The organism is Kitasatospora sp. NPDC051164, assembly GCF_044455625.1.
In the GTDB taxonomy this organism is placed as follows: domain Bacteria; phylum Actinomycetota; class Actinomycetes; order Streptomycetales; family Streptomycetaceae; genus Kitasatospora.
Map to the genome: position 1 here is coordinate 180201 of NZ_JBITFB010000019.1, position 26604 is coordinate 206804.

Here is a 26604-nt window from a genome sequence, read left to right on the forward strand (position 1 = left end):
CGCTTCCCCTGCCGACTTCGCTTCCCCCGTCGACTCCGCGGCTCTGGCCGCCCGCGAGTTGCGCGCCGTTTTCAGTCGGCTGCGCCGCACGCTCCGGGAGGCCAGCGGGACCAGCGACCTCACCCCCTCCCAGTCCGCCGTGCTCAGCCGGCTGATCAACGACGGCCTGACCTCCGCGAGTGAGCTGGCCGTCGCCGAGCGGGTCCGGCCGCAGTCCATGGCCGCCACCCTTGCCGGGCTCGAACAACACGGCCTGATCGGGCGTCGGCCCGACCCCGTGGACGGTCGCCGCCAGCTGATCAGCCTCACCGAGACCGGTCTGGGCCGGATCGCGGACAGCCGTCAGGCACGCGAGGAGTGGCTGGCCAGGGCAATGGAGGAGCAGTACACCGAGGCCGAACGCGCCACCGTGCTGGCCGCCTTGACCCTGCTCGACCGGCTGAACCGTCGATGACCGGCCCGGCCGCCCGGTTGGCCCGCCTCCGGGCCAACCGTCGACAGTCCGCTCCGGACGGCGGGTTCGATCGACGGCTGCTCGTACCGATGGTGCTCGGCTCGGTGCTCAACCCGATCAACTCCTCGATGATCGCGGTGGCCCTGGTGCCGGTGGGGGCTGCCTTTGGCGCGCCGCCCGCCGAGACGGCCTGGCTGGTCACCGGGCTCTACCTTGCCACCGCCGTCGGCCAGCCGGTGATCGGACGGCTGGTGGACACCTACGGCCCGCGCCGCCTCTATCTCGCCGGGACGGCACTGGTCGGCACGGCCGGCCTGCTCGGCGCGCTCGCCCCGTCGCTCGGGCTGCTGATCGTCGCGCGGGTGTTGCTCGGGCTGGGCACCTCGGCGGCGTACCCCGCCGCGATGCACCTCACCCGCAGTGAGGCCGAGCGGACCGGGCAGTCCAGCCCCACCGGGGTGCTGACCGTGCTCGCCGTCGCCAACCAGACCGTCGCCGTGGTCGGCCCGACCCTCGGTGGCCTGCTGATCGGCGTGGGCGGCTGGCGGACGGTCTTCGTCGTGAACGTGCCGCTCTCGCTTGCCTGTCTGGTCCTGGGTGCGGCCCGCCTGCCCGTTGCCGCCGCGCGCCGCGACCGGCAGTACCGACCTGACCGAATCGGCCGAACCGACCGGGTCGACCGAATCTGTCAAGCCGACCGAATCGGCCGAACGGACCAGCCCGGCCCACCCGACCGCCTCGACCACGCCGGAATCGCGCTCTTCGCCGTCCTGCTCCTCTCGCTGATGCTGTTCCTGATGAAGCCGAGCCCGGTGCTCTGGTACCTGCCGGTGCTGGCCCTCCTGGCCGCCGCCGGCTTCGCCGTCCGCGAGACGCGGGCCCGCACCCCCTTCATCGACTTGCGGGCGCTCGCCCGCAACCGGCCGCTGGTCGCCACGTATGTGCGCCAACTCCTCGGCTGCACCGCCATCTACGCCTTCCTCTACGGCTACACCCAGTGGCTGGAGGAGGGGCGCGGCCTGTCCGCCGCCGGCGCGGGGCTGATCCTGTTGCCGCTCTCGCTCACCGCCCTCGCGGTCTCCGGCCTCACCGGTCGCAGTTCGGCCGTCCGCGGCAAGCTCCTGATCGGCTCCGCGTGCCAGATCGCCGCCGGGGCGGCCCTGCTGTGGGTGCGCGCGGACAGTCCGGCCGTTCTGCTGATCGCGGTCGGTGTGGTGGCGGGCATCCCGCAGGGCCTGATCGGGATCGGCACCCAGACCGCTCTCTACCACCAGGCCGATCCGGCCGCCATCGCCTCCGCGGCCGGGCTGCTGCGCACCTTCATGTACGTCGGCGCGATGGCCGCCTCCGCCGCGAACGCCGCCTTCTTCCGTCGCGGTGCCACTACGGACGGGCTGCACGGCCTCGCGCTGTTCATGCTCGGCGGCGCGGCCCTGCTCTTCCTCCTGACCCTGCCCGACCGTTCCCTCGGACGGATCGCGAGCCGGATCCAGAAGTGACATTGACGATCCATCAGTTCTCGGTGCGCGGCGTTCCGCGCCAGGCGTGGACGCCGGGGGAGACCTCGACCACCTCGGGCGGATAGGCGGCCCGGACGAGTTCGAGCAGTGCGCGCTGCTCGTCCAGCCAGTCGGGGGCGGGGGAGAGGACGACCCGGAGTGTGACGCCCGAGTTCTCGGTGTCCGAGACGGTCAGCCAGAGCCCGCCGGGCCGCCCGGGTTCGATCCGCAGCTCCGGGCCGTGCTCCTCGTCCAGCCAGCGGACCGCGAACCCCTGGCCGAGCCGCTCCAAGGCCCTTTCCCATTCCTGCAGATGGCGATCGGTCACCAGGGTGACGAAGTGTCCGCGCACCGAGTCCGCGGTGACGGTGATCTCGCAGTCCAGCCAGTCGTGCCCGAGCAGGGAGCCCGGCGCGTGCCGCCCGAGCACCCGTACCCGGACGTTCCGGCCGCCGGTCCGCCCGTTGCATCCGGGGGCTTCGTCGGTGCCGGGACGGCCCGTCAGTCTGATCAACTCGTACTGGTGCGAAGCGACTTCACTCACTGCGTGCTCCCGGTGGCAGCGGATTCAAGGGCTGACATCCTCGCGCAGGTGTTCGTTCCGGTGCCAGACCGAAGGGGTGGTGCGTTCCCGCCAGGTTCAGCCTTCGCAGCATTCAGCCTTCGCAGCATTCAGTCCTGGCAACGTTCAGCCCTTGCAACGTTCAGCCGTCGCACCATTCGTCCCTCGGTGGCGGTCCGCTCCCCTCGGAGAGGCCGACGGCCCGCCTGACCGCGAGGTCGGGCGGGCCGTTCGGGTGGTGCCGCCGTGCCGGGCTGCCCGGTCCGTACGGCGGTGGGCGTCGGGTCAGCGGTGGTCCGGGTGACCGGTGAGGACGGTGGTGAAGATCGGCTCGCCGTGCTGGTGGCCGGTGACGGTGGTGGTGAGGGCGTCCGGGTCCTCGCCGGGGGTGTGCCGGGCGGTGATGGTGGTGGGCGCGTCGTGCTCGGCGTACCGGTGGAAGGTGGTGGCGGCGGCGGTCGGGGTGACGGCGACCGGGCTGGTCAGCGCATTGGTCGCCTGGCGAGCCGCCTCGATCAGCACCATGCCGGGGATGTGGTCGTTGGCGTGGTCGAAGAGGATCGGGTGCCAGAAGTCGGGGGTGAGGTGCCAGGTGCCCGGTGCGTCGGCCGGGGTGAGGACGACATCGCACGGGCGGAGCCGGCCGACCCGAGCCGGCGGCAGCGGCTCTGCGGTCACGCCGGGCGCCGGCAGCGCGTCGACGTCGTGGCGTCCTCGGCGGAGCCGCTGGTAGGTCGAGTTCGAGACGGTGGTAAAGCGGGAGTGCCCGGTGGCGGCCAGGTGCGGACCGCGCCGGACGACCGTGCTGAGCGTGAAGTCGACGGTGTTGCGGGTGCGGCGCGGCTGGGCGACGAGCTTCGCCTCGATGGTGAGGTCGGTGGGCTTGGGGCCGATCAGCAGCCGGCGCGGCCGGGTGGTGTAGTCGAGGTTCCACATCATGAACTTGTGGTCGAGCGGGACATCGAACCGGGTGTGCGCGAGATAGAGCCCGACTTGGCGGATCGTTTCAGCAGCTTGGATCGGGTCGTGCCGGGTACCGTCCGGGGTGCTGAAGAAGGTGTGCGCCCGGGGCCATTGCGCGGAGACCGCGAAGGTGGTCTCGTTCAGCTGCTCGCTGCCGGTGAGGAACACCTCGGCGTGGCAGGCCCGGTGGACGTACTCCTTGGCGACGGTACTGGTCAGGCGGGATGCCGGGCCGGTTGCCGGGCCCGGGCCGGGGAGGGCCCCGGTGGCCTCGGCGGTGGTGAGGGCGTCGGCAGGCGTGCGGAAGGCAAGCAGAGTCATGGGGAGCGCTCCGAAAGGCCGTAACGGGCGGGGTGGGCTGCTCAGGGCTCGTAAGATACGTACCTACCGGTTTGCTTTTCAAGGAGCCAGAACGAAGGTTCGTCGGCGGCCGAGCGGGGCGTTCGGATACGCCCCAACGGGGTCTGAGCCTTTCCACAGGCTGTGCCGGATTAGTGAAGGTCGGTTGACCTGCGGTGATTTCATGACTCAGACTTGACGAGTTCATTATCACGAGGGGGGTTTCCGTGAGGGTGACGGCCACAAGTAGGAGCTGCTGCTCCGGTTCTAGGGGCTCCAGCGAAGGCTCGGGCACTTGGTCGACTCATACCGTCCGCGCGGGTTCCAGCGCCAAGAGGCGGGCCCCTATGTGACCTGGGACGCAGGGATCGCCGCAGGATTCGCGGGTAAGATACGGGGTGTTTGGTTTTATTTGCCGAGCGTTTCGGGTGGGTGGTTGCGGTGGTGCGGCAGGAACGGGCGGTCCGAACGCGTCGGCTGATCCTGGAGGCGGCGGCGTCGGTCTTCGACGAGTGCGGGTACGAGGGGGCGACGATCGGTGAGGTCGTCGCCCGCGCGGGAGTGACCCGCGGCGCGGTGTACTTCCACTTCGCGTCCAAGCGGGAGCTCGCCCAGGGGGTCGTGGAGGAGCAGTTCGGCCGGGACGAACTTCCCGAACGGCAGTGCAAGCTCCAGGAGTTCGTGGACCTCGGGATGGTCGTCGCCCATCTCATGCCCCGTGACCCGCTGTTGAGCGCGGGCGCGCGGCTCTCCCTCGGCCAGGATGTGTTCGGCGACTTCAGCGGCGGCGCCGCCCCCGGGTGGATCCAGCGGGCCGAGAGCGTGCTGATGATGGCCGGCGAGCGCGGCGAGCTGCTGCCGCAGGTGGTGCCCGCCGAGACGGCGTGGCTGGTGACCGGGGCCTGGACGGGGGTGCAGATCCAGTCCCAGAAGATGTCCGGCCGGGCCGACCTGGAACGCCGGATCGCCGTCCTGTACCAGCACTTGATGCCGAGCATCGCCGTGCCCGGGGTGCTCGCCACGCTCGACCTCGGGGCGGACCGGGGTGGTCGGGTGGTGGCCGAACTTGAGGCGGCCCGGGCGGCCGCGGAGGCCGGCGAAGGCGGGGCCGGCGAGGCTGAGGTCGCCGAGGCGGGCGTGGGCGGGATCGGCTCGGTCTGACGCCGGCGGCCGCGCTTCCTCGCCGGTCGGCCAGCCGATGGGTGGCGATCAGTCGGGCGATCGATCGGGCCGGTCCGACGCCGGCCGGTGTCGTCTGCCCTCCTCATTTCGGGCGGCCGGTCCTGACGCCGGCTGGTCCGCTGTCCTGCTCCCCAGGGGCGATTGCTCCGCCTAAAAACAAACAGCGCGTTCGGTTTTGTATTGACAAACCGTCCGTCCTGTTTTTGGATAGGTGTCGGGTGCTCAGCCGATCCCTCCGCGCAACCTCGCGGGGGCCTCGAGCAGCGGAGCGCCCGCCCGGCCGGTGGCCGTCGGGGTCGCCGACCCGTCTGGATTTGGGGTGGACGTCGTGGAAATCCGGGTGCTGGGGTCCTTGGGGGTCCAACTGTGCGGGGTGTCGGTGGTGCCGACCGCCCCGAAGCCGCGGCAGGTACTCGCCCTGCTCGCCTTACGGGCCGACCAGGTCGTTCCGGCCGGCCTCCTCGCCGACGAACTGTGGTGCGGCCGTCCGCCGCGCAGTGCGCGGACCACCGTGCAGACCTACGTCCTCCAACTGCGCGACCTGATCGACCGCGCGCTAGCCCAGGGCGACGGTGGTCCGGGGGCGTCCTGCGCCAAGGACGTCCTGGTCACCTCGGCCGGCGGCTACATGCTGAACACGGGAGGCGGCCTCGTCGACCTCCAGGAGTTCGACCGCCTCGCCGGGCACGGCTACCGTGCCATGGATGCCGGTGACTTCCCGCTCGCCGCCCGCCAGTTGGGCGAGGCGCTCGCGCTGTGGCGCGGACCGGCCCTCGCCGACGTCCCGGTCGGCGGTCAACTCGCTGTCGAGGCCAAGCGGTTGGAGGAGACCAGGCTCTGTGCGTTGGACCAGCGGATCGAGGCGGACCTGCGGCTGGGCCGGCACCGCGTCCTGCTCGCCGAACTCACCGTCCTGATCGACCGCTACCGCACTCACGAGAGCCTGCACGGCCAGTACATGATCGCCCTGCACCGTTCCGGGCGCCGCGGCGAGGCCCTCGAGGCCTACCAGCGCCTGCGGAACACCCTGGTACGGGAGTTGGGCATGGAGCCGTCCGCCGTGCTGCGCCGCCTCCAGCGCTCCATCCTGCTCGCCGGCCCCGAGCGGCCCGACCAGGACCAGGCGGCTGCGCCCGCCGACGGAGCCGCCGCCCGCCCCGCCCGCCTCAGCCGGGTCGGCTGACCCGGGCGGCCTGAGTCGCAGGTTCGCGGCAGGGCGAACAGCGGCAGGGCGAACAGCGGCGAGGCGAACGGCGGCGGGGCGAACGGCGGCGCGATGGTTGGCCGTTGACCGAACTAGGCGGCCTTCACCTCGGTGTTCTGGCCGACCTGCAGCAGCCACCGTCCGTCGTCCTGCTTGGTCATGACGTAGAGCGGGGAGCCTTCGGAGCCACCGTCCGCCCGGCCGTCCGCCCCGCCCGCCGCCGGCTGGTAGACCTGTCGCACCTTGACGGCCGCCACGTCGGGGCGAAGGAAGCGGATGTGCGCCACCTCGTAGGTGACGTCGCCGCTCCAGTTCGCGGCGGGCAGGACGGCGCGGGTGAACTCGGCGATCGCGTCGAGGCCGAGGAGGACCTTGCCGTGGGCGGTGGTCCAGAGGGCCTCGGGGTGGAACAGTGCGAGGAAGCCCTCTGCGTCCTTGGCGCGCTGGGTGCGTTCGACGGTGGCGACGATCCGCTCGATGGCCTCGACGTCCGCGGCGCGGGCGTCGGTGCTGGTGTCGGTGTCGGGGCTGTGAGTGTCGCTGACTGGGCTGTCTGCTGCCTGGGTGTTCATGTGGATCACTCTTGTCCCTCAAGTCCACTTGAGGTCAAGCCGCTTGGTGGAGTGGAGCCCAGGGCGAGGTACTCGCCGAGGCGGGCGGCGGCGGTGAGCATGGCGAGGCCCCGGGCGGTGAGGTGTCGCTGCCAGCCGTCGAGGGCCGCGGCCAGTTCGTCGGTGCCGCCCGCCGTGCGGATCTGCCGGACCACGGTGGCGATGTGGTCCAGCCGGTACCCGCCCCGCCGCAGCAGGTGGGCGAGTTCGGCGTCGCGAACGTCGGCCGGGCCGTAGACGCGGTGGCCGGTGGCGCGGTCGCGGGCCGGGGTGAGGATGTCGGCGGCCTCCCAGGCACGCACGGTCGCGGGAGTGACGCCGAGCCGGTGCGCGACGTCGCCGACGCTGAGGGGGCCGGACGGCATCGGACGCTCGGGCGCAGTCGACTGCGCCGTCGACTGCGCAGTCGACTGTGTGGCGGGTGCGGCCGTGAGGTGGCCGACGGCGTCCCGGACGGCGGCGAGGGTCTCCCGGTCGCGCAGCAGTCGGGCGTGGCCGCGGTCGAGGGCGGTCAGGGCCTCGTCGAGGCGGTCGGCGTGGAGGGTGGTCATGACCAGGCCGGCGGTCGCGTGCCCGTACGCCGGGACGAGGGCGAGGAAGGCGCGCAGGGCGGCCGCGTGCAGCTCGGTGTAGATCCGGTAGCCGGTGGGGGTGCGGGCGGCGGGAGGGAGGCAGCCGTCGCGTTCGTAGTTGCGGACCGCCTGGGTCGAGATGCCGTGCTCGCGGGCGAGGTCGGAGGGGCGCATGGTCGTCTTCCGTTCGAGCCCGTTTGAGGCTTCGCGTCCAATTCTTGCGGCAGTCGGCGGGCTGGCTGGGGCAAAGTCTCAACCGTTCTTTCAAGGATACGCTTGAGGTTCATGAGCCAGGACATTCACGACTTCGTCACCCCGTCGTGCGAGCTGCTGGGGCTCGGCGAGCCGACGCACCAGGAGCCGGCCTTCGGCTGGGTCCGCAACGAACTGTTCGCCCGGCTGGTCGACCGGGGCTTCCGGTCGATCGCCCTCGAAACCGACCGGGTGGCCGCGCTCGCCGTGGACGACTACGTCCGGGAGGGCGTGGGCACGCTGGACACGGTGCTGAGCGAGGGCTTCTCGCACGGCTTCGGGGAGCACGACGCCAACCGCCGACTCGTCGCCTGGATGCGCGAGTTCAACCGGAACCGACCGCCGGGGGAGCAGCTGTCCTTCCACGGCTTCGACGCCCCGACCGAGACGTACAGCGCCCCCAGTCCGCGCCGCTACCTCGAGCACGCCCGCGACTACCTGCGACTCGACCTCGATATCGCCGGTCCGGCCGGGGAGGACGAGCGCTGGAGCCGAGCCGAGGCGGTGCTGGACCCGGCGCAGTCGCCCGGTGCCACCGCCGAGGCCGGGCGGCTGCGATGCCTTGCCGACGACCTGCTGCTCCGACTCCACGCGCGGGCGCCGGAGTTGATCGGCGCGACCTCCCGGGCCGAATGGCTCAGGGCCAGGACGCGGCTGACCGCGGGCATCGGACTGCTGCGCTACCACGCGCAGTCGGCGGTCCGGGGCCTGACCCCGAGCGAGCGGTTGAGCGGTCTGCTCGGGGTGCGGGACGCGCTCATGGCGCAGAACCTCCTCGACATCCGCGACCTCGAGGCGCAGCGCGGCCCGACCCTGGTCTTCTCGCACAACCAGCACCTGCAGCGGAACCCCAGCGCCTGGACACTGGGGGAGCTGGACTGCGGATGGAACAGCGCGGGTCGCATCGTCGGCGCGCTGCTGGGCGAGCGGTACGCCTTCGTCGCCGGGAGCCTGGGGCGCAGCGAAGCGATCCTGCTGGGCGAGCCGGCGCCGGACACGTACGAGGCGTTCCTGCAACGGCCGGATGCGCTCTGGCAGTTGACGGAGGCGGTGCTGCCCGCGGGCCGGACCCGCACCGACACCACACCGCGGCAAGGCTACTTCCCGCTCGATCGGGAGGTGCTCGACGGCGCGGCCGCGCTCCTGCACATCGGCGACGGCGCGGCGGCAGCCGCAGCATCGGCGGCGCGGGACACACGGGCACGGGCGGCGCCGGACGGACCGGCGGCGTCGGGCACGCCCGCGGCGTCGGACGCGTCGGTGGCACCGGCGTCGCCGGCGGGCTGAGGAACCGCCGGGCCCGGGTAGGCCGTCCGCAGGTGGGACAGCAGGGCGGCGGTCGGCGGCTCGGTCGGCCGTCCGCTCGGCCAGGCCAGCGCGATCCGTACCAGCGGGACGGGATCGGCCAGCGGGCGGACCCGCAGTCCGGGTGCCGGCCCCGGGTTCGGCAGGATGGCCACGCCCAGCCCGTGCGCGGCGAGTTCGGCCAACTGTGGTGGCGCGGCGGCCTCGACGCCGACGGTCGGGCGCGCCCCGGCCTCGGCCAGGGCGCGCTCCAGCGCGGTGCGCATGCCGGTGCCGCGCGGGGTGCTCACCAGGGCGTGCCCGGCCAGCGCGGCGACCGGGAGCGCGTCGTCCCGGCTGGTGCGGTTCCGAGCGGTGGCATCGCGGATGCTTTCGCAGATGGGTTCGTCCCGGGCGGTTCCCTGCGGGGCGCCACTGAGCGGGGAGGCGCCGCCCCTGACGGTGGCGAGCGGGTGGTGCTTGGGGCAGGCCGCGACCAGCGGGACCTCCAGCACGGTGTGCAGGTCGAGTCCGGCCAGTGTCGTCCAGCCGTCGTCGTCCTCGCGTCCGCTCGCGGCGGCTGGCAGGCCGATCACGGCGAGGTCCAGCCGCCCGTCGCGCAGCGCGGCGAGCATGCCCGCGGTGGTGTCCTCGGCCAGCGAGAAGTCGATGCAGGGGTGCTCCTGGCGGAACGCGGCGAGCGTGGTGGCGAGTCCGGGGAACGTGCCCAGCTCGGACGGCGGGGTGAACGCCGCTCCGGCGACCATGCCCAGCCGGACGTGGCCGCGCCGTTGGCCGCCGAACTCCTGCGCCGTCCGCCGGGCCGCCGCGGCGGAGGCGAGTGCCGCCCGCGCGTGCGGCAGTACGGCCTCGCCGACCGGCGTGAGGCGCACGGTGCGACCCGAGCGGTCGAGCAGCCGGTGCCCGAGCTCGCGCTCCAACTGCCGGATCTGGGAACTGACCCCGGGCTGGGTCAGGTGCAGCAGCTGCGCGGCGCGGGTGAAGCTTCCGTGCTGGGCGACGGTGACGAAGTACCGGAGCTGCCGCAGTTCCATAACTGCTGATCATAGGCGGCAGAACTCCCTGGTCTTGGACGGGTGAACGGTTCCGGCCGCAGGCTGGACGCATGGAAACCGTGTCGAAGGACCAGGGCGCCGGGCAGCTCGACTGGATCCGCGAGCAGATCGCGGCCGAACGCCGCGAACTCGCCGAGGTGTTCGCCGCCCTCACCCCGGAGCAGTGGAACGCGCCCTCGCTGTGCGGGGGGTGGCGGGTCCGCGAGGTCGCCGCGCACATGAGCACCGGCTTCCGGCACTCGACGGCGCGTACGGCCGTGGAACTCGCCCGCTCCGGCGGAAACGTCCACCGCATGGCCGACCGGATCGCCCGCCGCGACGCCGCCGCGATGACCGAGCGCGAACTCGCCGCCGCGATGGCCGACCACGCCGGCCACCCGTGGCGCCCACCGGTCGGCGGCCGGATCGCGGCGCTCGCGCACGACGCCGTCCACGGCCTCGACGTCACCCTGGCGCTCGGTCTGCCCGCCCGCCTGCCGGTGGCGCGCACCACGGCCCTGCTGGCCGGTGTCTCCCCGTGGACGCTGCGGTTCTTCGGGGCGCGGGTGGACGGCGTCCGCCTGGTGGCGACGGACGCCGACTGGTCGTACGGGCACGGTCCGCTCACCGTGGCGGGACGGGCGGAGCACCTGCTGGCGGTGGCGTACGGGCGCCGGGTGCCGGAAGGACTGCTCTCGGGGTCGGGCGCGGGGCGGTTCGGGTGGGGCGGGTAGGGCGAGGCCCGGGGCGGAGGTACTCCACCGGGGCCGGGCGGCCGTCATGCGAGTTCGGGGGGCCCGTGACTACGATCGGAAGAAGTCCTTCCGGATGGTGGTGAGACGGAAGCCAGGTCGCCGATGCCTCCGAGGTCCGTGCAGTGGCCGCCGTACGTGCGGGTCGCGCCGTGGTTGCTGATCGTCGGCGGGCTGGTGTGGAACTCGCTGGACCCGACCGACTACTGGGGCGATCCGCTGCTGGCGGCGGCCGCCGTGCTGGCGGGCTCGCTGCTGCGGCTGCGGGACACCGTCGCGGTCGGGATCGCCAATGTGCTCGGGATCCTGGTGCTGTCCACCCAGGACGCGTCGATCGGGACGGGGGACGGGTACCTGGAGCTGGCGAACACGGCCTTCGCCGCGCTGCTCGGGGTCGGGGTGAACCGCGTGGTGGCCCGGCACGGGCGGCGGCTGGAGCGGATGCGGTCGGTGGCGGAGGCGGCGCAGCGGGCGGTGCTGCCGGAGCCGCCGGCACGCGTGGGGGAGCTGTCGGTCGCGGCCAGTTACCACGCGGCCCAGGACGAGGCGCTGATCGGCGGGGACGCCTACGCGCTGCAGATCACCCCGTACGGTGTGCGCGCGCTGATCGCGGACGTGCGGGGCAAGGGGCTGCACGCGGTGGGGGCGGTCTCGGTGCTGCTCGGGGCCTTCCGGGAGGACTCGCACCGGGTGCCGGAACTGGCCGCGCTCGCGGACGCGCTGGAGGACTCGCTGCTCCGGGAGGCCGACCTGCTGAGCGAGGAGCTGCGGCTGGAGGGGTTCATCACGGCGCTGCTGGTCGAGTTCCCGCCGGGGGAGGGGACGGTGCGCACGCTCGACTGCGGGCACCCCGGCCCCTATCTGCTGGGCGCCGACGCGCACACGCAGAGCCCCGGCCCGTACCCGCGAGGCGGTGAGACGGCGGTGCGGCGGCTGGACGCGGCCGACCCGGGGCTGCCGCTGGGGATGGGCGGGCTGGGGGTCGCGCGGCCCACGCCGGAGAGCCGGCCGTTCCCGCCCGGGTGCACGCTGCTGCTGGTGACCGACGGGGTGACCGAGGCCCGGGACGCGGCGGGGGAGTTCTACGACCCGGTGCTCGGGCTGGCTCCGCTGGGTCCGTTCGCCGGGCCGGCCGAGGTGCTGGACGCTCTGGTGGCGGACGTCGAGCGGTGGACCGGCGGGCCGCGGGACGACGACATGGCGGTGCTGGCGATCGCCCGCCGGGCGGGCGGATGACAGGCGTGCGGGTGCCGGATGCCGGGTGGCGGGCCGGTGCGACGGCGCCCGGCCGAGTGTCGATACGAGGTACGAGGTGCGAGGAGCGGCGGTGACGCCCGTACGGCGGTCTCCTGGACCAGTTCGACGGTTGCCGACGGTCACGCCGGTATCACGATGAGGTGTCGGTACGGCAGCACTCCATGGAATCCGGCCAAGTTGAGCGGTGCCGTCCGGTGGCCGGAAAGACGGTGTCCGCATAGCGGACGATGAAATGGACGGATGGCCCCGGCGGCGCCCCGGGCGCCCTTCGGCCTGTGCCGCCTTGGCAGAGGGGCGGTCCGGACGTCGAGGCCGGTCCATAAGGGGGCGTAGGAAGCGCGCAAGAGGCGGTCGGGGGAGTGGCGGGATCGGGCCGCGCTGTGGTTCGTCCGGAAACGGACCTGGCGCTTGCCCCGTGTCGAAGGGGTGGCCGAGAGTCGAACCAATGAACGAGAAGCCTCGCCCTCGCCAGGCCCGTCTGCTCGACCACCGCGATTTCCGGCTCCTGTTGACCGGAGCCGCGGCGGCCCAGACGGGCAGTCAGGTCACCCTGGTCGCGCTGCCATTGGTGGCGGTGATCGTGCTGGACGCCACCCCGCTCGAGGTCGGTCTGCTGACCGCCGCCGAGACCGCCGCCTTCCTGCTGGTCGGCCTGCCGGCCGGCGCCTGGCTGGACCGGATGCGCAAGCTGCCGGTGCTGATCCGCGCCGACCTCGTGCGCTGTCTGGCGGTGGGGTCGATCCCGCCGGCGGCGGCGCTCGGGGTGCTGACCATGCCGCAGCTCTACCTGGTGGCCCTGGTCACCGGGGTGGCCACGGTGTTCTTCGACGTCGCCCACCAGTCCTTCCTGCCCGCCGTCCTGCCGCGCGAGCAACTGGTCGGGGGGAACGGGGCGCTGGAGACGGTCCGCTCCTCGGCGCAGATCGCCGGGCCGGGCCTCGGCGGGGGGCTGGTCCAGCTGCTCGGGGCGCCGCTCGCCATCGTGGCCGACGCCTGCGGCTACCTGGCCTCCGCGCTGCTGCTCGCCCGGATCCGGGTCGAGGAGCCGCCGCCGGAGCCGACGCCCGGGCGCTCGCTGCGCGCCGAGGTCGGGGAGGGCGTCCGCTTCGTGCTCGGACACCCGCTGCTGCGGGCGATCGCCACCGCCACCGCCGTGTCCAACCTGTTCGCGGCCGTCCTGATGGCCGTACAGACGGTCTTCTGGGTACGGGTGCTCGACCTGGCGCCGGGCGCCATCGGTGTGCTGCTGTCGACCTCCGCCGTCGGCGGGCTGGCGGGCGCGCTGTGTGCCGGCTACCTGGCGCGGCGGGTCGGACAGGCCCGGCTGATCTGGCTGTCCACGGTGGTGACGGCGCCGTTCGCGGTGCTGTGGCCGCTGTCCGGCGGCGGCGCGGGCGTGGTGCTGTTCGGCCTCGCCTCCGGGGTGGTGCTGTTCGGCGCGGTCGCCTACAACGTCGCCCAGGTCAGCTTCCGGCAGAGCGTCTGCCCGCCCGAGCTGCTCGGCCGGATGAACGCCACCATGCGCTTCCTGGTGTGGGGCACGTTGCCGATCGGCGCGCTGGGCGGCGGGATCGTCGCCGACGCGGCCGGGCCACGCGCCGCGCTCTGGCTCTGCGCGATCGGCTTCCTGCTCGTGCCGGTGCCGCTGCTGCTGTCGCCACTGCGGCGGATGCGCGACCTGCCGGGCGGGGACACACCGGGCGGCGGCACGCCGGACGCGGAGGAGGCCGCCACCGCCGAGCACACCGTCGGGAGAGCCACCACCGCCGAGCGGCCCACCACCGCCGAGGAGCCCGCCGCGAGCACCAGTACCCCCTGACCGACCCCCAGACCTGCCGAGCCGCGACCGGAAACCGGAGACCGTTCCCGTGCACGCCAGCATCACCTCCGCCTACCTCGCCCGGTACCGTTCCGCCGCCGCCGACTCCCCGGCGGAGCTGCTCCCGCTCACCGGAGCCCAGCGGCGGTTCCTGATCAGCCGCCGACTCGCGCCGCACAGCCGCTCCGACGTCGTCCCGCTGTTCTTCGCCTACCCGCGCGGCACCCTCGACCAGGACCGGCTGGCCCGCGCCGCCGCCGCGGTCGCCGCCCGGCACCCGGCCCTGTGCGGCGCCTTCGCGACCGTGCGCGGCACGCCCGTCCTGCGGGTCGGCGGCCCCTCGGCCGAGGCCGCCCGGATCGCCGTCGCCCCCGGCCGAACGGCCCGCGAGGCGCTGCGCGAAGCCCTGCTGGACTGGCCCGCCGACGGGCCCGCCCTACGCCTGCTGGTCGCCCAGGAGCCGGACGGTGACGAGGAGTTGCTCGCCCTCGCGCTGGACCACGCGGCCTGCGACGAGCAGTCGCTCGGGGTGCTCACCGCCGAGCTGAGCGAAGCGTACGAGAAGGACGAGGCACACGAGCGGGGCGAGGCACCGGCGGCCGGGCCCGCACCGCAGGCCCTGGCTGACTACCGGCAGGCCGTCGAACTCCAGCTGGCCGCCGAGGACGCCGCCGGCGGCCCCGCCGCGCAGGCCCACTGGGGCCGCCGGCTCGGCGCGCTGACCGGGGCGGGCGGCGGCGCGGCCACGTCCACCGGGATGCTCACCGAGCGGCTGCCGGCCGCCGAGGGCGCCGCCCGCAGCGCCGTCTTCCCGGCCCTGCTGGACGCTGTCGGGGCCGCCGCGCACCGACTGCACCGGACGGACGGGGGGCCGCTCGCGCTCGGCTACCCGTGGGGCGGCCGGCCGGCCGGCTCGCCCGCCGCGCTCGGCTGCTTCCTCAACACCCTGGTGCACCCGGCCGGTTCGAGCACCACGGACGACCTGGACACCCTCGCCGACGCCTGGTGGGACGACCTCGACCACGCCGGCACCCCGTTCGACGAAGTGGTGCGCGCCGCCCGTACCGCCGGGGCGCCGTGGACGGGGGCCCTGGACGCCATGCTCACCCTGGAGGACCTGCACCGCCGCCCGCCGCTGGTGCTCGGCGGCACGCCCGGCCGGGAGACCCACCTGGCCGGACGGCCGCTCGCCGCCCCGCTCGCGGTCTCCGCCTCGCACGGCGACGACCTGCTGGTCCGGCTCGCCTGGGACAGCGACCGCTTCCCCGAGGCCGACGCCCGCGCCGCCTTCGACGACCTGCTCGCCGTGCTGCGCCACCACCTGCACGCCCGGCCGCGCCCGGACTCCCACGCCTGACCCCGGGCCTGACCTTCCGCGCCTGACCTTCCGCGCCTGACCCTCGACGCCTGAACCCGGCTGCCCCGGAAGGGGTTTGCGACTCCCGAGCCCGCGCCCTGACCGACGGGCTGCCCGACCTCCCGCGCCCCATTCCGCGGGCCCGAACTCCCATGCCGGATCCGCCTCGCAGGATCCACCGCGCCTGGACGCGCGTGCCCGAACAGGCATGCCCGCGCAGGAGCCCGAAGCCCGGACCCCCGGGCCGCACCGTCATCCCGGTGCGGCCGGTCCAGCGGCCGGAGCGGGACCACCCCACGCCCGCCGCCGGCCACCGCAGTGCCGACAAGCCCACCACACAAGGGAACCGCCCATGTTCGCACTCTCTCCGTCGCAGGAGATCGTCTGGCTGCACGAACAGATGCTGCCGGGAAGCCGCGCCTACAACTTCACCGCCGTCCTCGACCTCTGGGGCACCCTCGACCGGGACGCGCTGCACGCCGGTCTGGCCGCCGTCCTGGACCACCACCCCGGCCTGCGGCTGGAGTTGGTGCCCCGAGCGGAGGGGCTGCCCGGCCAGCGGGTCGCCGAGGGGTGTCAACCGGAGCTGCGCCACAGCGACTTCGCCACCGAGGACGACCCGGAGGCCGCCTTCCGGCGGCTGCTCGCCGCCGAGGCCGAAGAACCGGTCGACACCGAGCGGGCACCGGTGCTGCGCTGGCACCTGGTGCGGATCGCCGAAGGCCACCACCGGCTGATCCACGTCGAGCACCACCTCGTCCACGACGGCCACTCCTTCGCGATCCTGCTGCGCGACCTGTTCACCGTCTACCGCGCCCGGGTCCTCGGCGAGCCGTACGACCTGCCCACCGCCCCCTCGTACGAGGAGCACGCGCGGGCCGCCGTCGACGTCCCCCGCGACCGCGCACTCGACTTCTGGACCCGGGAGTTGGCCGACGCTCCGCGCGAGGTCACCCTGCCCGGGCTGGCCAGGCCGGGCGCCGAGCGCCGCCACCGGGGCGGCCAGTTGCGCCAGGCGATCGGCGCCGACCTGGCCGAGCGGCTGCGCGAGCGCAGCAAGGCGGACGGCCACACCCCGTTCAGCACCCTGCTCGCCCTGTTCGCCGAACTGCTGCGCCGGCACAGCGGGCACCGCGAGGTCGTGGTCGGCACCGCCGTCGGCAACCGCCCGGAGGGCTTCGAGGGCACCGTCGGCATGTTCGTGAACACCGTGCCGCTGCGCCTGCGGCTCGACCCCGCCGCCCCCGGCACCGAGGCCGTGGACGAGGTGACCGACGTCCTGATGCGCGCCCTGCCGTACCAGGACCTGCCGGTGCAGGAGCTGACCCGCCGCCTGGGCCTGCACACCGGCGGTGCCGACAACCCGCTGTTCAACGTGATGTTCAGCGCGCACGACGCGGCGCTGCCGGACGTCCAGGCGCCCGGCCTGGAGGTCTCGCTGTACGAGGGCTTCAACACCGGCACCACCCGCTTCGACCTCGACCTGGTGCTGCTTCCGGACGACCGCCGGGTGGTCGGCGAGAAGCACGGCGCCGCCGGGATGACCCTGGTCTGGGACTACGACGCGGACCTGTTCCGTGAGTCCGAGGCCGTGCTGCTGTCCGAGCGGCTGCTGGAGCTGCTGCGCTGCTACCTCGACCGCCCGCAGGCGCCGATCGCCGAGCTGTCCCCCGCGCCCGAGGCCGCGCCGACCACCGTGACGCCGGTCGCCACACCTGCCGACACCCCCACCGCTACGCCCGCCGACGCACTGGCCGTGCTCGACCCGGCCGCCGCCCACGACCCGACCGCACTCGCCCTGCTGACCGGCACCGAGCGGATCAGCTACGGCGAACTCGGCCGTCGTGTCACCGAGTTGGCCGAGCGGCTGCGCGCCGCCGGGGTCGCACCCGGCCAGCCGGTGGCCGCCGTCCTGCCGCGCGGCGCGGACAGCGTGGTCGCCCTGCTCGCCTGCCTGCGCCACGGCGCCGTCTACGCGCCGCTGTCCACCGAGGACCCGGCCGCCCGGCTCGGCCTGTTGCTGGAGCGGCTCAGCCCGGCGCTCGTCCTGGCCACCCGGCAGAGCGCCCTCGCGCTGCCCGCCGAGGGCGTCACCCCGGCGCTGCTGGACGGCCCGGCCTTCCCGAAGGCCGAGCCCGCCGCCGTCCTGGACGGCGCCGCCTACCTGATCCACACCTCCGGCTCCACCGGCGTGCCCAAGCCCGTCCAGGTCGGCCGCGAGGCGCTCGCCGGCTACCTGGCCGCGATCGTCGACCGCTACGAACTCACCTCCGCCGACCGGGTGCTGCTGTTCGCCCGGCCGTCCTTCGACGTGGCGCTGGAGGAGGTGCTGCCCGCCCTCGCCGCCGGCGCCGCCCTGGTCGTGCCGCAGCGCGAGGTGCCCACCGGGCCCGAGCTGGTGGCCGTCCTGGCCGCCCGCGGCGTCACCGTCGCCAACCTGCCGACCAGCTACCTGCTCGCCGTCCGCTCGGACCTGTCCGAGGCGCTGCGCGACGGCCGCTGGACGCCACGGCTGCTCGTCCTCGGCGGCGAGCGCCTGCCCGCCCGGGCGCTCGCCGACCTGACCGAGGCCACCACCGTGCTGAACGCCTACGGCGTCACCGAGGCCACCGTCACCTCCACCGTGTACCAGGTGACCGCCGCCGACGTCGCCGAGGACGGCGAGATCCCGCTCGGCACCGAGCTGGACGGCGTACGGATGCACGTCCTGGACGACACGCTGCGCCCGCTCCCGGCCGGCTGCGTCGGCGAACTCGTCGTCGGCGGAGCGATGGTGGCCGACGGCTACCCCGGCCTGCCGGAGCCGACCGCCGCCCGCTTCGTCACCGTCCCCGCGCTCGACGGCGCCCGCGTCTACCGCACCGGCGACCGCGGCTACCGCGACCTGGACGGCCGGCTCCGCTTCCTCGGCCGCGCCGACAACCAGGTCAAGCTCCGCGGCCACCGGATCGAGCTGGAGGAGATCGAGGCCGCCGCCTCCGCCGAACTCGGCGGCCGCTCCTGCGCGGTGGTGCTGCACACCGACCCGCAGACCGGCCCCCGCCTGGTCGGCTTCCTGGAGGGCGCCGACCGCCCCGACCAGGCAGCCCTGCACGAGGCGCTCGCCCGCCGGCTGCCCGGCGGCCTCGTCCCGGCGAGCTGGACCGCCGTCGCCGCGATGCCCACCCTGCCCGGCGGCAAGCCCGACCGCGCCGCCCTCACCCTGCTGGCCAACCAGGCCGCCGAGGCGGGCCCCGAAGAGCAGACCGCGCCGAGCGCGTTCGCCGACCCCGGCCAGGAGCTGATCGCCGCCGCCTGGCGCGAGGTGCTCGGCCACGACCGCTTCGGCGCGGACTCCCACTTCTTCGAGGTCGGCGGCCACTCGCTGCTCGCCGCCCAGCTCGCCGCCTACCTGGAACCGCACCTCGGCAGCCGCCCGCCGCTGCGCACCCTGTTCCGCCACGCCGTGCTGGCCGACCAGGCCCGCGCCCTCACCGGCCAGAAGTGAAAGGCAGAGCCCAAGTGACCGCCCCCTCCGCCGTCCTGGAAGCCGGACACCGCGAACTCGTCGAAGCCTTCGAGAGCTTCGTCCGCCGCGAACTCGTCCCGCTCGCCGCCGAGTTGCCCGAGACCGCCGACCAGGTGCCGGGTGACCTGCGCACCTACGTCCGCAAGCGCTCCGCCGCGCTCGGCTTCTACGCGGGCGACTACCCCGAGGAGCTCGGCGGCTCCGACATGCCCTTCACCGCCGTCGTCCTGCTGCACCACGCCGCCGGGCGCAGCGGCTGCGTCCTCGCGCCGTACGCGCTGGCCGGCTCCGACGGCCCCAGCCCGCTGCTGCGCAACGGCACCCCCGAGCAGGTCGAGCGCCACCTGATCCCGCTGGTACGCGGCGAGCAGACCCGCTGCCTCGCCCTCACCGAGCCGCACGCCGGCTCCGACGCCTTCCGCCTCACCACCACCGCCCTGCGCGAGGGCGACCGGTGGGTGCTGAACGGGCGCAAGACCTTCGTCAGCAACGCCGAACACGCCGGGATCGCGCTGGTCGTCGCCGCCACCGACCTCGGTGACGGCGCCGGTCCCACGACCGGGGCCACCGCCTTCGTGCTGCCGATGGACCAGCCCGGGCTGCGAATCGGCCAGCGCTACGAGGGCATGTCCGGCGAGCCGCTCTTCGAGCTGCTGCTCGACGGGGTCACCGTCGGCCCGGAGGCCGTGATCGGCGGCGAGGAGGGCGTCGGCGCGGCCACCGCCCTCGCCATCGACAGCCTCTCCCGCGGCCGCCTGGTGGTCGCCGCGATGTGCAACGGCATCGCCGAGTACGCGCTGCGCGTCGGCGTCGAGTACGCCAAGGAGCGGCGTGCCTTCGGCCGGGTGATCGGCGAGTACCAGCACGTCCAGGAGCACCTGGTGTCCACCCGCGCCGAGGTCGAGGCCTCCAAGCTGCTCACCCTCGCCTGCGCCCGGCTGGTCGACGAGGGCACCGAGTCACCCGAGAACGCCGCGCTCGCCAAGCTCACCGCCTCCGAGACCGCCGTGCGCGCGGTGGACCGCTCGCTCCAGGTACACGGCGCCACCGGCTGGGTGCGCGGCCACCCGCTGGAGTTCCTGTACCGCTACGTGCGGATGACCACGATCATCGAGGGGACCTCCGAGGTCCAGAAGGTGATCATCGCCCGTTCCATGGGCCTGAACTGACGGCTCGTCATGAAACTGGAGACCACGATGGAATCCCTGAGCATCGGGTACGGCCGTCCGCACCAGGACGGCGCGGTCCTCGACCTGTTCACCACCTGGGCGAACCGCACCCCGGACGCCCCAGCCCTGATCGACGGCGAGCGGACCTACAGCTACGCCGAGCTCGACCGCCTCGCCGAGAGAACCGCCGACGCCCTGCGCGGGACGGTCGGCCCCGGCGACCTGCTCGGCGTCTGCCTCGGTCACTCGGTCTCGCTGGTGGCCGTCACCCTGGCAGCCGCCAAGCTCGGCGCCGTCCACCTGCCGATCGGCCCGCGCCCCGGCGAGCGCCGGCTGCGGGCCGTCGCCGAACAGCTGCGCCCGGCCTGCCTGGTCGGCGAGCCGGACCTGCTGCCGCCCGGCGGCGAGCGGCTGCCGCTGGACCTGCCCACCGCGGGCGTGGTGGCCGCCCTGACCCCCGGCGAGCAGGTGCGCGTCCCGGCCGGCACCCACTACGCGGTGCTCACCTCCGGCTCCACCGGCACCCCGAAGGCCGTCGCCGTCACCGAGCCCGCGCTCGGCGCGCTGCTGCAGTGGTACCGCGAGCTGACCGGCCTCGGCCCCGGCGAGCGGCACAGCCTGCTGATCGGGGTCGCCTTCGACCCGCACCTGATGGAGCTGTGGGCCGGCCTCACCTCCGGCGCCGCCCTGGTCGTCGCCCCCGAGGCCGTCCGCTGGGACTCCGGCGCGCTCACCGACTGGTGGTGCGAGGCGGGCATCACCGCGGCCGTGCTGCCCACCCCGCTGGCCGAGCCCGTCCTGGCCCGCCGCTGGCCCGCCGGGTCGGCGCTGCGCCACCTCACCGTCGGCGGCGACCGGCTGCGCCGCGCCCCCGGGCCCGACGTCACCGCGGCCGTCCACAACGCCTACGGCCCCGCCGAGGCCACCGTCACCACCACCGTGCACAGCATGGCCCCCGGCGGTGACCACGGCGCCGGCGCCCCGCCGATCGGGCGGCCGATCGCGGGCGCCGTCGTGGTGGTCACCGACGAGGACGGCCGGCCGGTGCCGCGCGGCGTCCCCGGCGAGCTGCGGATCGGCGGCCGCTGCCTGGCCGCCGGGTACCTCGACCCGGAGCTGACCGCCCGCCGCTTCGTCGGCGCGCCCGAGGGCGTGGAGGGCACCGACCGGGTCTACCGCACCGGCGACCGGGTCGTCATGCGCCCCGACGGGGTGCTGGAGTTCCACGGCCGCCTGGACGACCAGGTCAAGGTCAGCGGCGTGCGGATCGAACCCGCCGAGGTCGAGGCCGCGTTCGAGCGCGACCCGCAGGTGCGCCGGGCGGTGGTCGCCGCCGAGCAGGCGCCGGCCGGCGGCGTCCGGCTGATCGCCTTCGTCCAGCCCGAGGACGGGGCCGGGACCGGCGCCGGGACCGGTCCCGAGGACGGTGTCGCGGGCGGTGCGGCGGACCGCATCGACCCGGCGCGGCTGCTCGACGCCGTCCGGCCCTGGCTGCCCGAGCAGGCGGTGCCCTCGGCCGTGCGGCTGGTGGACCGCTACCCGTTGGACGCCAACGGCAAGGTGGACCGCCACGCGCTGCTGGCCGCCGAGCCGCCGGAGCCCATCGGCGAGGACGGCGACACTCCCGTCGAGCGCACCGTGCTGAAGCTCTGCCGCGAGCTGATCGGCCGCGCCGACCTTGGCCCCGCCGACAACTTCCTGGCGTCGGGCGGCAATTCGCTCGCCGCCGCACGACTGCTGGAGGCGCTGGAAAGCGAGTACGGGATCCGGCTGCGCGCGCCCCTGGTGCTGCGCCAGCCGGACCTGCGGGCCGTCGCCCGACTGGTCGAGGAGCGGGTGGCCGCCCTGACCGCGACCACCTGACCCTCCCGCACCTCCTTAACAGGGCGCCCCGGCCGAACCGCCGGGGCGCCCGGAAGGGAACCACACCATGACCATCGCGACCCTGCCCGCGCTGATCGCCCAGCAGGCCGAACGGCAGCCCGACGCGCTCGCCGTGACCGACGGCTCCACCATCCTCACCTACCGCGAACTCGTCGACGCTGCAGGCCGGTTGGCCGCCGTGCTGGCCGCCCGGGGGATCGGCCCCGGCAGCGCCGTCGGCCTGCTCTGCGCCCGCTCCACCCGCCTGGTCGTCGCCCAGCTCGCGATCTGGCGGACCGGCGGCCACGTCCTCCCGATCGACCCCGCCTACCCGCGCCCGCGCATCGCCGAGATGACCTCCGACGCCGGGGTCCGGCTCGTGCTCGGCGACAAGGCGCTGCTCGCCGAGGCCGGGCTCGCCGAGGAGCAGACCCTCGTCCTGACCGAGCACGGAACCGACATCGGCGCCGATGCCGATGCCGACGCCGATACCGACACTGACGTCGAGACCGGCACCGGCTGCGCGGCGGCGCCGGACGCCGCCGTCCCGGCCGCACCCGCGCTGGTCTTCTACACCTCCGGCTCCACCGGACAGGCCAAGGGCGTGCTCGTCCCGCACGGCGCCATCGCCGACCTGGTCACCGCCCCGGACGCCATCGCGGTCGGCCCCCGCGACCGGGTGCTGTTCCACTCCGCCGTCACCTTCGACGCCTCCACCTTCGAGCTGTGGGCCCCGCTGGCCCGCGGCGCCGCCGTCGCCGTCTCCCCGGCCGACCGGCCCACCGCCGAGGAACTCGGCCGCGACGTCGAGCGGTTCGGCGTCACCACGCTGCTGCTCACCAGCGCGCTCTTCCACCACCTGGCCGCCCGCCAGTCACGGATCTTCGGGGTGCTGCGCACCGTGGGCGTCGGCGGCGAGGTGCTGTCGCCCGAGCACGCGGGCGCGGTGCTGCGCGCCTTCCCGTGGCTCGAACTGGTCAACGTCTACGGACCGACCGAGGCCACCACCTTCACCACCCTGCACTGGGTGACCCCGGCCGACTGCGCCGGCCCCATCCCGATCGGCCGCCCCTTCGGCGGCGCCCGCGTCCTGGTCCTCGACGAGCAGCTCGCGCCGGTGCCGCCCGGCACGGTCGGCGAGTTGTGGATCGCCGGCGACCGCCTCGCCCAGGGCTACCTCAACCGGCCCGAGCTGACCGCCGAGCGCTTCCGCGAGCTGCCGGACCTCGGACGCGCCTACCGCAGCGGCGACCTGGTCCGCCAACGGCCGGACGGCGCCCTGGAGTTCCACGGTCGCACCGACGAGCAGGTCAAGCTGCGCGGCTTCCGGATCGAACCGGGCGAGGTCGAGCACGCGCTGCTGCAGCTCCCCGAGGTCGCGGAGGCGGCGGTCGTGGTCCGCCGGGCCGGGCAGGCCGACGCCGCCCTCACCGCCTGCCTCGTCCTCGCCGAGGGCGCAAGCCAGGCCGTCGAGCCGCTGCGCGCCCGGCTCTCCGAACGGCTGCCCGCCCACCTGGTGCCCACCGCCTGGACCGTACTCGGCGCGCTGCCGCTGACCGGCTCCGGGAAGGTGGACCGGCGGGCGCTGGCCGCCGACGACCCGGTCGAGCGGCGCCCCTCCGGCGGCGGCACGCTCACCCCGATCCAGCAGGTCGTCGCCGAGGCCTGGAGCCGCGCCCTGGAGCGCCCGATCACCGACCCGGCCGCCGACTTCCTCGCCGAGGGCGGGCACTCGCTGCTCGCCATGTGGGTCGTCGACGACCTGCGCGAGGACCTCGGGGTCGAGCTCTCGCTCGCCGACTTCCTCGACAACCCGACCGTCGCCGGGCAGGCGCAGCTGCTTGAACGGGCGCTGCGGGCCACCGACGGCCCGGCCGGCGCTGACGAGGACGGCTCGGACGAGGCGCCGGGAGAGAGCCGGTGACCGCCGTGGACCAGGCCGACCTACTGCGCCGCGCCCGCAGCCGTCGCAGCGCCGCCGCCCCGTCGCAGCGCCCCGCCGTGGCCGACGGCCCGGCCCCGCTCTCGCACGCCCAGCAGCGGATGTGGCTGATGGACCACCTCGGCCAGGGCGGCGCCCTCTACAACGTGCCGATCGCGGCCCGGCTGCGCGGCCCCCTCGACCGGGTCGCCCTCGCCGCCGCGATCACCGGGCTCACCGAGCGGCACGCCGTCCTGCGCACCCGCTACCCGCGCCGGGGCGGACAGCCGTACCAGCAGACCGACCCGGTCGCCCCGGTGCCGCTGCCGGTCGTGGACGTGAAGACCGACGCCGCGGCCTCCGAGCAGCTCGTCGCCGAGGCCGCCCGCCCGTTCGACCTCGCCACCGGCCCGGTCCTGCGCGCCCTCCTGCTGAGGCACGGGCCGGAGGACCACACGATGCTGCTGACGATCCATCACATCGCGGTCGACGGCGGATCGTTGCCGGTCCTTGCTGCCGATGTCGCTGCGCTCTACACAGCTGCACGCGACGACGTGGCGCCGCAACTCCCGCCGCCCGGGCCGTCGTACGCCGAGTACGCCCGCCAGGAACGTGCCCGGGACGCCGAGCTCACGGCCGCCGCCGACACCCTCGCCGCCCGGCTGGCCGGCGCCCGGCCGCCGACGCTGCTGCGGCCCGTCCCGTCCGGCGCCCGCGAGCGCCGGGCCGCGCTGCACGCCGCTCCGCTGGACCCCGCCGTCGTGGACGGCCTGCGCGCCCTCGGTGCCCGGCACGGGGCCACGCTGTTCACCGTCGTCCTGGCCGCCGCGTTCGCCACCCTGCGGACGGCCTCCGGGCAGGGCGACCTCGTCCTCGGGTGCGCCAGCGGTCACCGGGCCCGGCCCGACCTGCGGCACACCGTCGGCCTCGCGGTCAACACCCTTGCCGTTCGGGTCGATCCGGCCGGCGACCCGTCGTTCGCGGAACTGCTGGCGGCGGTGCGCGGCGCGCTGCTCGACGCCCAGCAGCACCACGACGTGCCGTTCGACCTCGTGGTCGAGCGACTCGGCGCGGCGGCCCGCGGCGCGGACGGCACCCCGCTGCTCTCGGTGACCTGCGACCTCGTCCAGCCCGTCGCGCCGCTGGCGCTGCCCGGTCTCGACGCCGAGAACGTGGAACTCGACCTGGGGCTCGCCAAGTTCGGTCTGGCGCTGCTCGTGGAGGACGGCCCGGCGCCGCGCTGCCTGGTGCAGCACGACCGGGACGCCCTGGACGAGGCCACCGCCGGGCAGCTGCTGGACGCCTTCGCCGCCGTGCTCGCGGCCGTGGCCGGGGAGGCGGACCCGCTCCTGTCCGAGCTGCCCGGCCGCCTCCTGGTCGCCGCCGAACACCCGGTGGTGGAAGGCCTGTCGGCCGATCCGGGGGTGGTCGACGCGGCCGTGGTCGAGAACGCCGACGGCCCGCCGCTCGCCTACGCGGTGGTCCGCGGGCCCGGCGCCCCGAACGGTGCCCAGCTGCGGGCCGCCCTGCGCGGACGCCTGTCGGCCGCCGAACTCCCGCTCGCGGTCACGCTGGTGGACCGGATCCCCCGGCACCCCGACGGCACCGTCGACCACGGTCTGCTGCCCGGGGCCACACCGCTCCGGGACGGCCGGCTCCAGGACGGCTCACATCGGGACGGCTCGCTCCGGGACGGCCCGAGCCAGGGCGACCCGCTTCGGGACGGCCCGGTGGACACCGTCCTGGAGGTCTTCGGCGAACTGCTCGGCGCCACCCCGCCCGCCGACGGCGACTTCTTCGCCCTCGGCGGCCACTCCCTGGTCGCCGTCCAGCTCGCCGAACGCCTGCGCACCCGCACCGGGCTGCCGCTCACCGGCCTCGACATCCTGGAACAGCGCACCCCGCGCGCCCTCGCCGCCGTGCTCGCCACCCGCGAGGACGAGCGCCGCGCCGCCCTCGCCCGCACCGGCGCCCGCCCGCGCACCCGCTCCCGCACCGGCACCGTCCTGCTCACCGGCGCCACCGGCGGGGTCGGCGCGGCGGTCCTGCAGGAGCTGATGGCCCAGGGCAGGCCGGTCCGGGCCCTGGTCCGCTCCGAGTCCGCACACCTGCCCGCCCTGAACGGCGCCGAGGTGGCGGAGGGCGACCTCGCCGACCCGGACAGCCTGCGGCGCGCCGTCGAAGGCGTGGACGCCGTCATCCACTCCGCCTGCACCTTCACCGACCACGCCACCGACCTCGCCGCGATGCGCGCCCTGGTGGACGGCTGGCGGGGCGGCCCGTTCGTCTTCGTCAGCAGCATCGACGCGTACGGCCGGCCGTCGGGCACCGAGGTCCCCGAGGGCGCCCCGAGCGGCACGGCGGTCACCCCGTACGGGCAGGCCAAACTGGACTGCGAGCGGATCCTGTTCGAAGCCGCCGCCGCCGCCACCGGCCGCGGCCCGGCCACCGCCGTACGCGCCCCGATCGTCTGGGGCCCGCACCACCGCCTGCGCGACCAGCTCCGCTGGGGCTCCACCGGCACCCTCTACCAGGCCGCCCTGGCCGGCCGGCCGATCAGCCTGCCGGCGGCCGACGACCGGTACGGAGCGTCCTGGGTCCACGCCGCGGCCCTGGCCCGCGCGCTCGCCGCCTGCGCGGTCCCGGACCACCCGGCGGCCGGGCGGGTCGTCAACGCGGTGAGCGGACACGTCTCCTGGGCGGAGTTCACCGCGGAGCTGGTCCGGCTGCTCGGCTCCGACAGCCCGCTCGCCGTCGGTCCCGACGCCGACGAGGAACTGCGCCGCCCCTGGCGCTACCGGGCCGACACGCTGGCCGACCCGCTCACACCCGAGCCGGGCGAGGACTGGCGCAGCGTCCTGGCAGCCATGGTCGGCTGAGCCGGGTCGCCCCGGGCGGAGGGGCCCGTCGTTCACCGGACCCCCTCCGCCCGGCAGCCTCGCCCGGACGATACGGGTGGCTTCCTTCCCCAGCTGTGCAGG

The 26604-nt window shown here is 74.8% G+C and carries 18 protein-coding genes and 1 pseudogene; 14 read left to right on the forward strand and 5 right to left on the reverse strand.

All coding sequences use genetic code 11. The annotated features are described in order from the left end of the window. Window positions 1-43: 43 nt before the first annotated feature. Together ACIBEC_RS27665 and ACIBEC_RS27670 are read left to right on the forward strand one after the other, a co-directional pair. Window positions 44-454 carry a MarR family transcriptional regulator gene (locus ACIBEC_RS27665; RefSeq protein WP_360500441.1) on the forward strand — a complete coding sequence of 137 codons (411 nt, stop codon included), beginning with the start codon at window positions 44-46 and terminating at the stop codon, window positions 452-454. Continuing rightward, window positions 451-1953 carry an MFS transporter gene (locus ACIBEC_RS27670; protein ID WP_360500359.1) on the forward strand — a complete coding sequence of 501 codons (1503 nt, stop codon included), beginning with the start codon at window positions 451-453 and terminating at the stop codon, window positions 1951-1953. Before ACIBEC_RS27665 ends, ACIBEC_RS27670 begins: the two co-directional genes overlap by 4 nt. Window positions 1954-1966: 13 nt before the next feature. On the opposite strand, the gene ACIBEC_RS27675 is transcribed toward ACIBEC_RS27670, so the two are convergent. Together ACIBEC_RS27675 and ACIBEC_RS27680 are read right to left on the reverse strand one after the other, a co-directional pair. Next, entirely contained in the window at window positions 1967-2497 is a 531-nt protein-coding gene (locus tag ACIBEC_RS27675; RefSeq protein WP_360500362.1) for a DUF5959 family protein, read from the reverse strand. A gap of 303 nt (window positions 2498-2800) precedes the next feature. Continuing rightward, window positions 2801-3799, reverse strand: coding sequence for a ScbA/BarX family gamma-butyrolactone biosynthesis protein (locus tag ACIBEC_RS27680; RefSeq protein ID WP_360500365.1), 999 nt, complete (start codon window positions 3797-3799; stop codon window positions 2801-2803). Window positions 3800-4258: 459 nt separating this feature from the next. On the opposite strand from ACIBEC_RS27680, the gene ACIBEC_RS27685 reads away from it, so the two are divergent. After that, the gene (locus ACIBEC_RS27685) at window positions 4259-4978 is read left to right on the forward strand and encodes a ScbR family autoregulator-binding transcription factor (protein WP_360500367.1); all 720 of its coding nucleotides are present in this window, start codon (window positions 4259-4261) and stop codon (window positions 4976-4978) included. Between the two features lie 349 nt (window positions 4979-5327). Further along, window positions 5328-6182: an AfsR/SARP family transcriptional regulator gene (locus tag ACIBEC_RS27690; protein WP_360500444.1), complete on the forward strand. Its 855-nt coding sequence runs from the start codon at window positions 5328-5330 to the stop codon at window positions 6180-6182. Between the two features lie 113 nt (window positions 6183-6295). Here ACIBEC_RS27690 and ACIBEC_RS27695 read toward each other — a convergent pair whose 3' ends face one another. Together ACIBEC_RS27695 and ACIBEC_RS27700 are read right to left on the reverse strand one after the other, a co-directional pair. After that, a complete protein-coding gene (locus ACIBEC_RS27695; protein ID WP_360500369.1) occupies window positions 6296-6775 on the reverse strand; it encodes an SgcJ/EcaC family oxidoreductase in 480 nt (159 codons plus the stop codon). Between the two features lie 5 nt (window positions 6776-6780). Further along, window positions 6781-7560 (reverse strand): TioE family transcriptional regulator, encoded by a 780-nt coding sequence (locus tag ACIBEC_RS27700; protein WP_360500371.1) that lies wholly within the window; start codon window positions 7558-7560, stop codon window positions 6781-6783. 111 nt (window positions 7561-7671) lie between these two features. On the opposite strand from ACIBEC_RS27700, the gene ACIBEC_RS27705 reads away from it, so the two are divergent. Beyond that, the gene (locus ACIBEC_RS27705) at window positions 7672-8925 is read left to right on the forward strand and encodes an erythromycin esterase family protein (protein ID WP_360500373.1); all 1254 of its coding nucleotides are present in this window, start codon (window positions 7672-7674) and stop codon (window positions 8923-8925) included. A 32-nt stretch (window positions 8926-8957) separates the two neighbouring features. Here ACIBEC_RS27705 and ACIBEC_RS27710 read toward each other — a convergent pair. Next, window positions 8958-9977, reverse strand: a pseudogene (locus ACIBEC_RS27710) (LysR family transcriptional regulator); the annotation flags it as partial. Window positions 9978-10048: 71 nt separating this feature from the next. On the opposite strand from ACIBEC_RS27710, the gene ACIBEC_RS27715 reads away from it, so the two are divergent. From ACIBEC_RS27715 to ACIBEC_RS27755, 9 genes are all read left to right on the forward strand, one after another. Then, the gene (locus tag ACIBEC_RS27715) at window positions 10049-10711 is read left to right on the forward strand and encodes a maleylpyruvate isomerase family mycothiol-dependent enzyme (protein ID WP_360500375.1); all 663 of its coding nucleotides are present in this window, start codon (window positions 10049-10051) and stop codon (window positions 10709-10711) included. 123 nt (window positions 10712-10834) lie between these two features. Further along, on the forward strand, window positions 10835-11965 hold the full coding sequence (locus tag ACIBEC_RS27720; protein ID WP_360500378.1) for a PP2C family protein-serine/threonine phosphatase: 1131 nt from the start codon (window positions 10835-10837) through the stop codon (window positions 11963-11965). Window positions 11966-12431: 466 nt separating this feature from the next. Further along, a complete protein-coding gene (locus tag ACIBEC_RS27725) occupies window positions 12432-13805 on the forward strand; it encodes an MFS transporter (RefSeq protein ID WP_360500381.1) in 1374 nt (457 codons plus the stop codon). A gap of 49 nt (window positions 13806-13854) precedes the next feature. Beyond that, window positions 13855-15162, forward strand: a complete 1308-nt coding sequence (locus ACIBEC_RS27730) for a non-ribosomal peptide synthetase (RefSeq protein WP_360500383.1) — start codon at window positions 13855-13857, stop codon at window positions 15160-15162. A 352-nt stretch (window positions 15163-15514) separates the two neighbouring features. Further along, window positions 15515-18649 carry an amino acid adenylation domain-containing protein gene (locus tag ACIBEC_RS27735; protein WP_360500386.1) on the forward strand — a complete coding sequence of 1045 codons (3135 nt, stop codon included), beginning with the start codon at window positions 15515-15517 and terminating at the stop codon, window positions 18647-18649. Window positions 18650-18663: 14 nt separating this feature from the next. Beyond that, window positions 18664-19839, forward strand: a complete 1176-nt coding sequence (locus ACIBEC_RS27740) for an acyl-CoA dehydrogenase family protein (protein ID WP_360500388.1) — start codon at window positions 18664-18666, stop codon at window positions 19837-19839. Window positions 19840-19866: 27 nt separating this feature from the next. Next, window positions 19867-21702: an amino acid adenylation domain-containing protein gene (locus tag ACIBEC_RS27745; RefSeq protein ID WP_360500389.1), complete on the forward strand. Its 1836-nt coding sequence runs from the start codon at window positions 19867-19869 to the stop codon at window positions 21700-21702. A gap of 67 nt (window positions 21703-21769) precedes the next feature. Continuing rightward, entirely contained in the window at window positions 21770-23626 is a 1857-nt protein-coding gene (locus ACIBEC_RS27750; RefSeq protein WP_360500392.1) for a non-ribosomal peptide synthetase, read from the forward strand. Next, entirely contained in the window at window positions 23623-26502 is a 2880-nt protein-coding gene (locus ACIBEC_RS27755; RefSeq protein ID WP_360500394.1) for a condensation domain-containing protein, read from the forward strand. The genes ACIBEC_RS27750 and ACIBEC_RS27755 overlap by 4 nt, the downstream gene beginning before the upstream one ends. The last annotated feature ends 102 nt before the right edge of the window (window positions 26503-26604 follow it).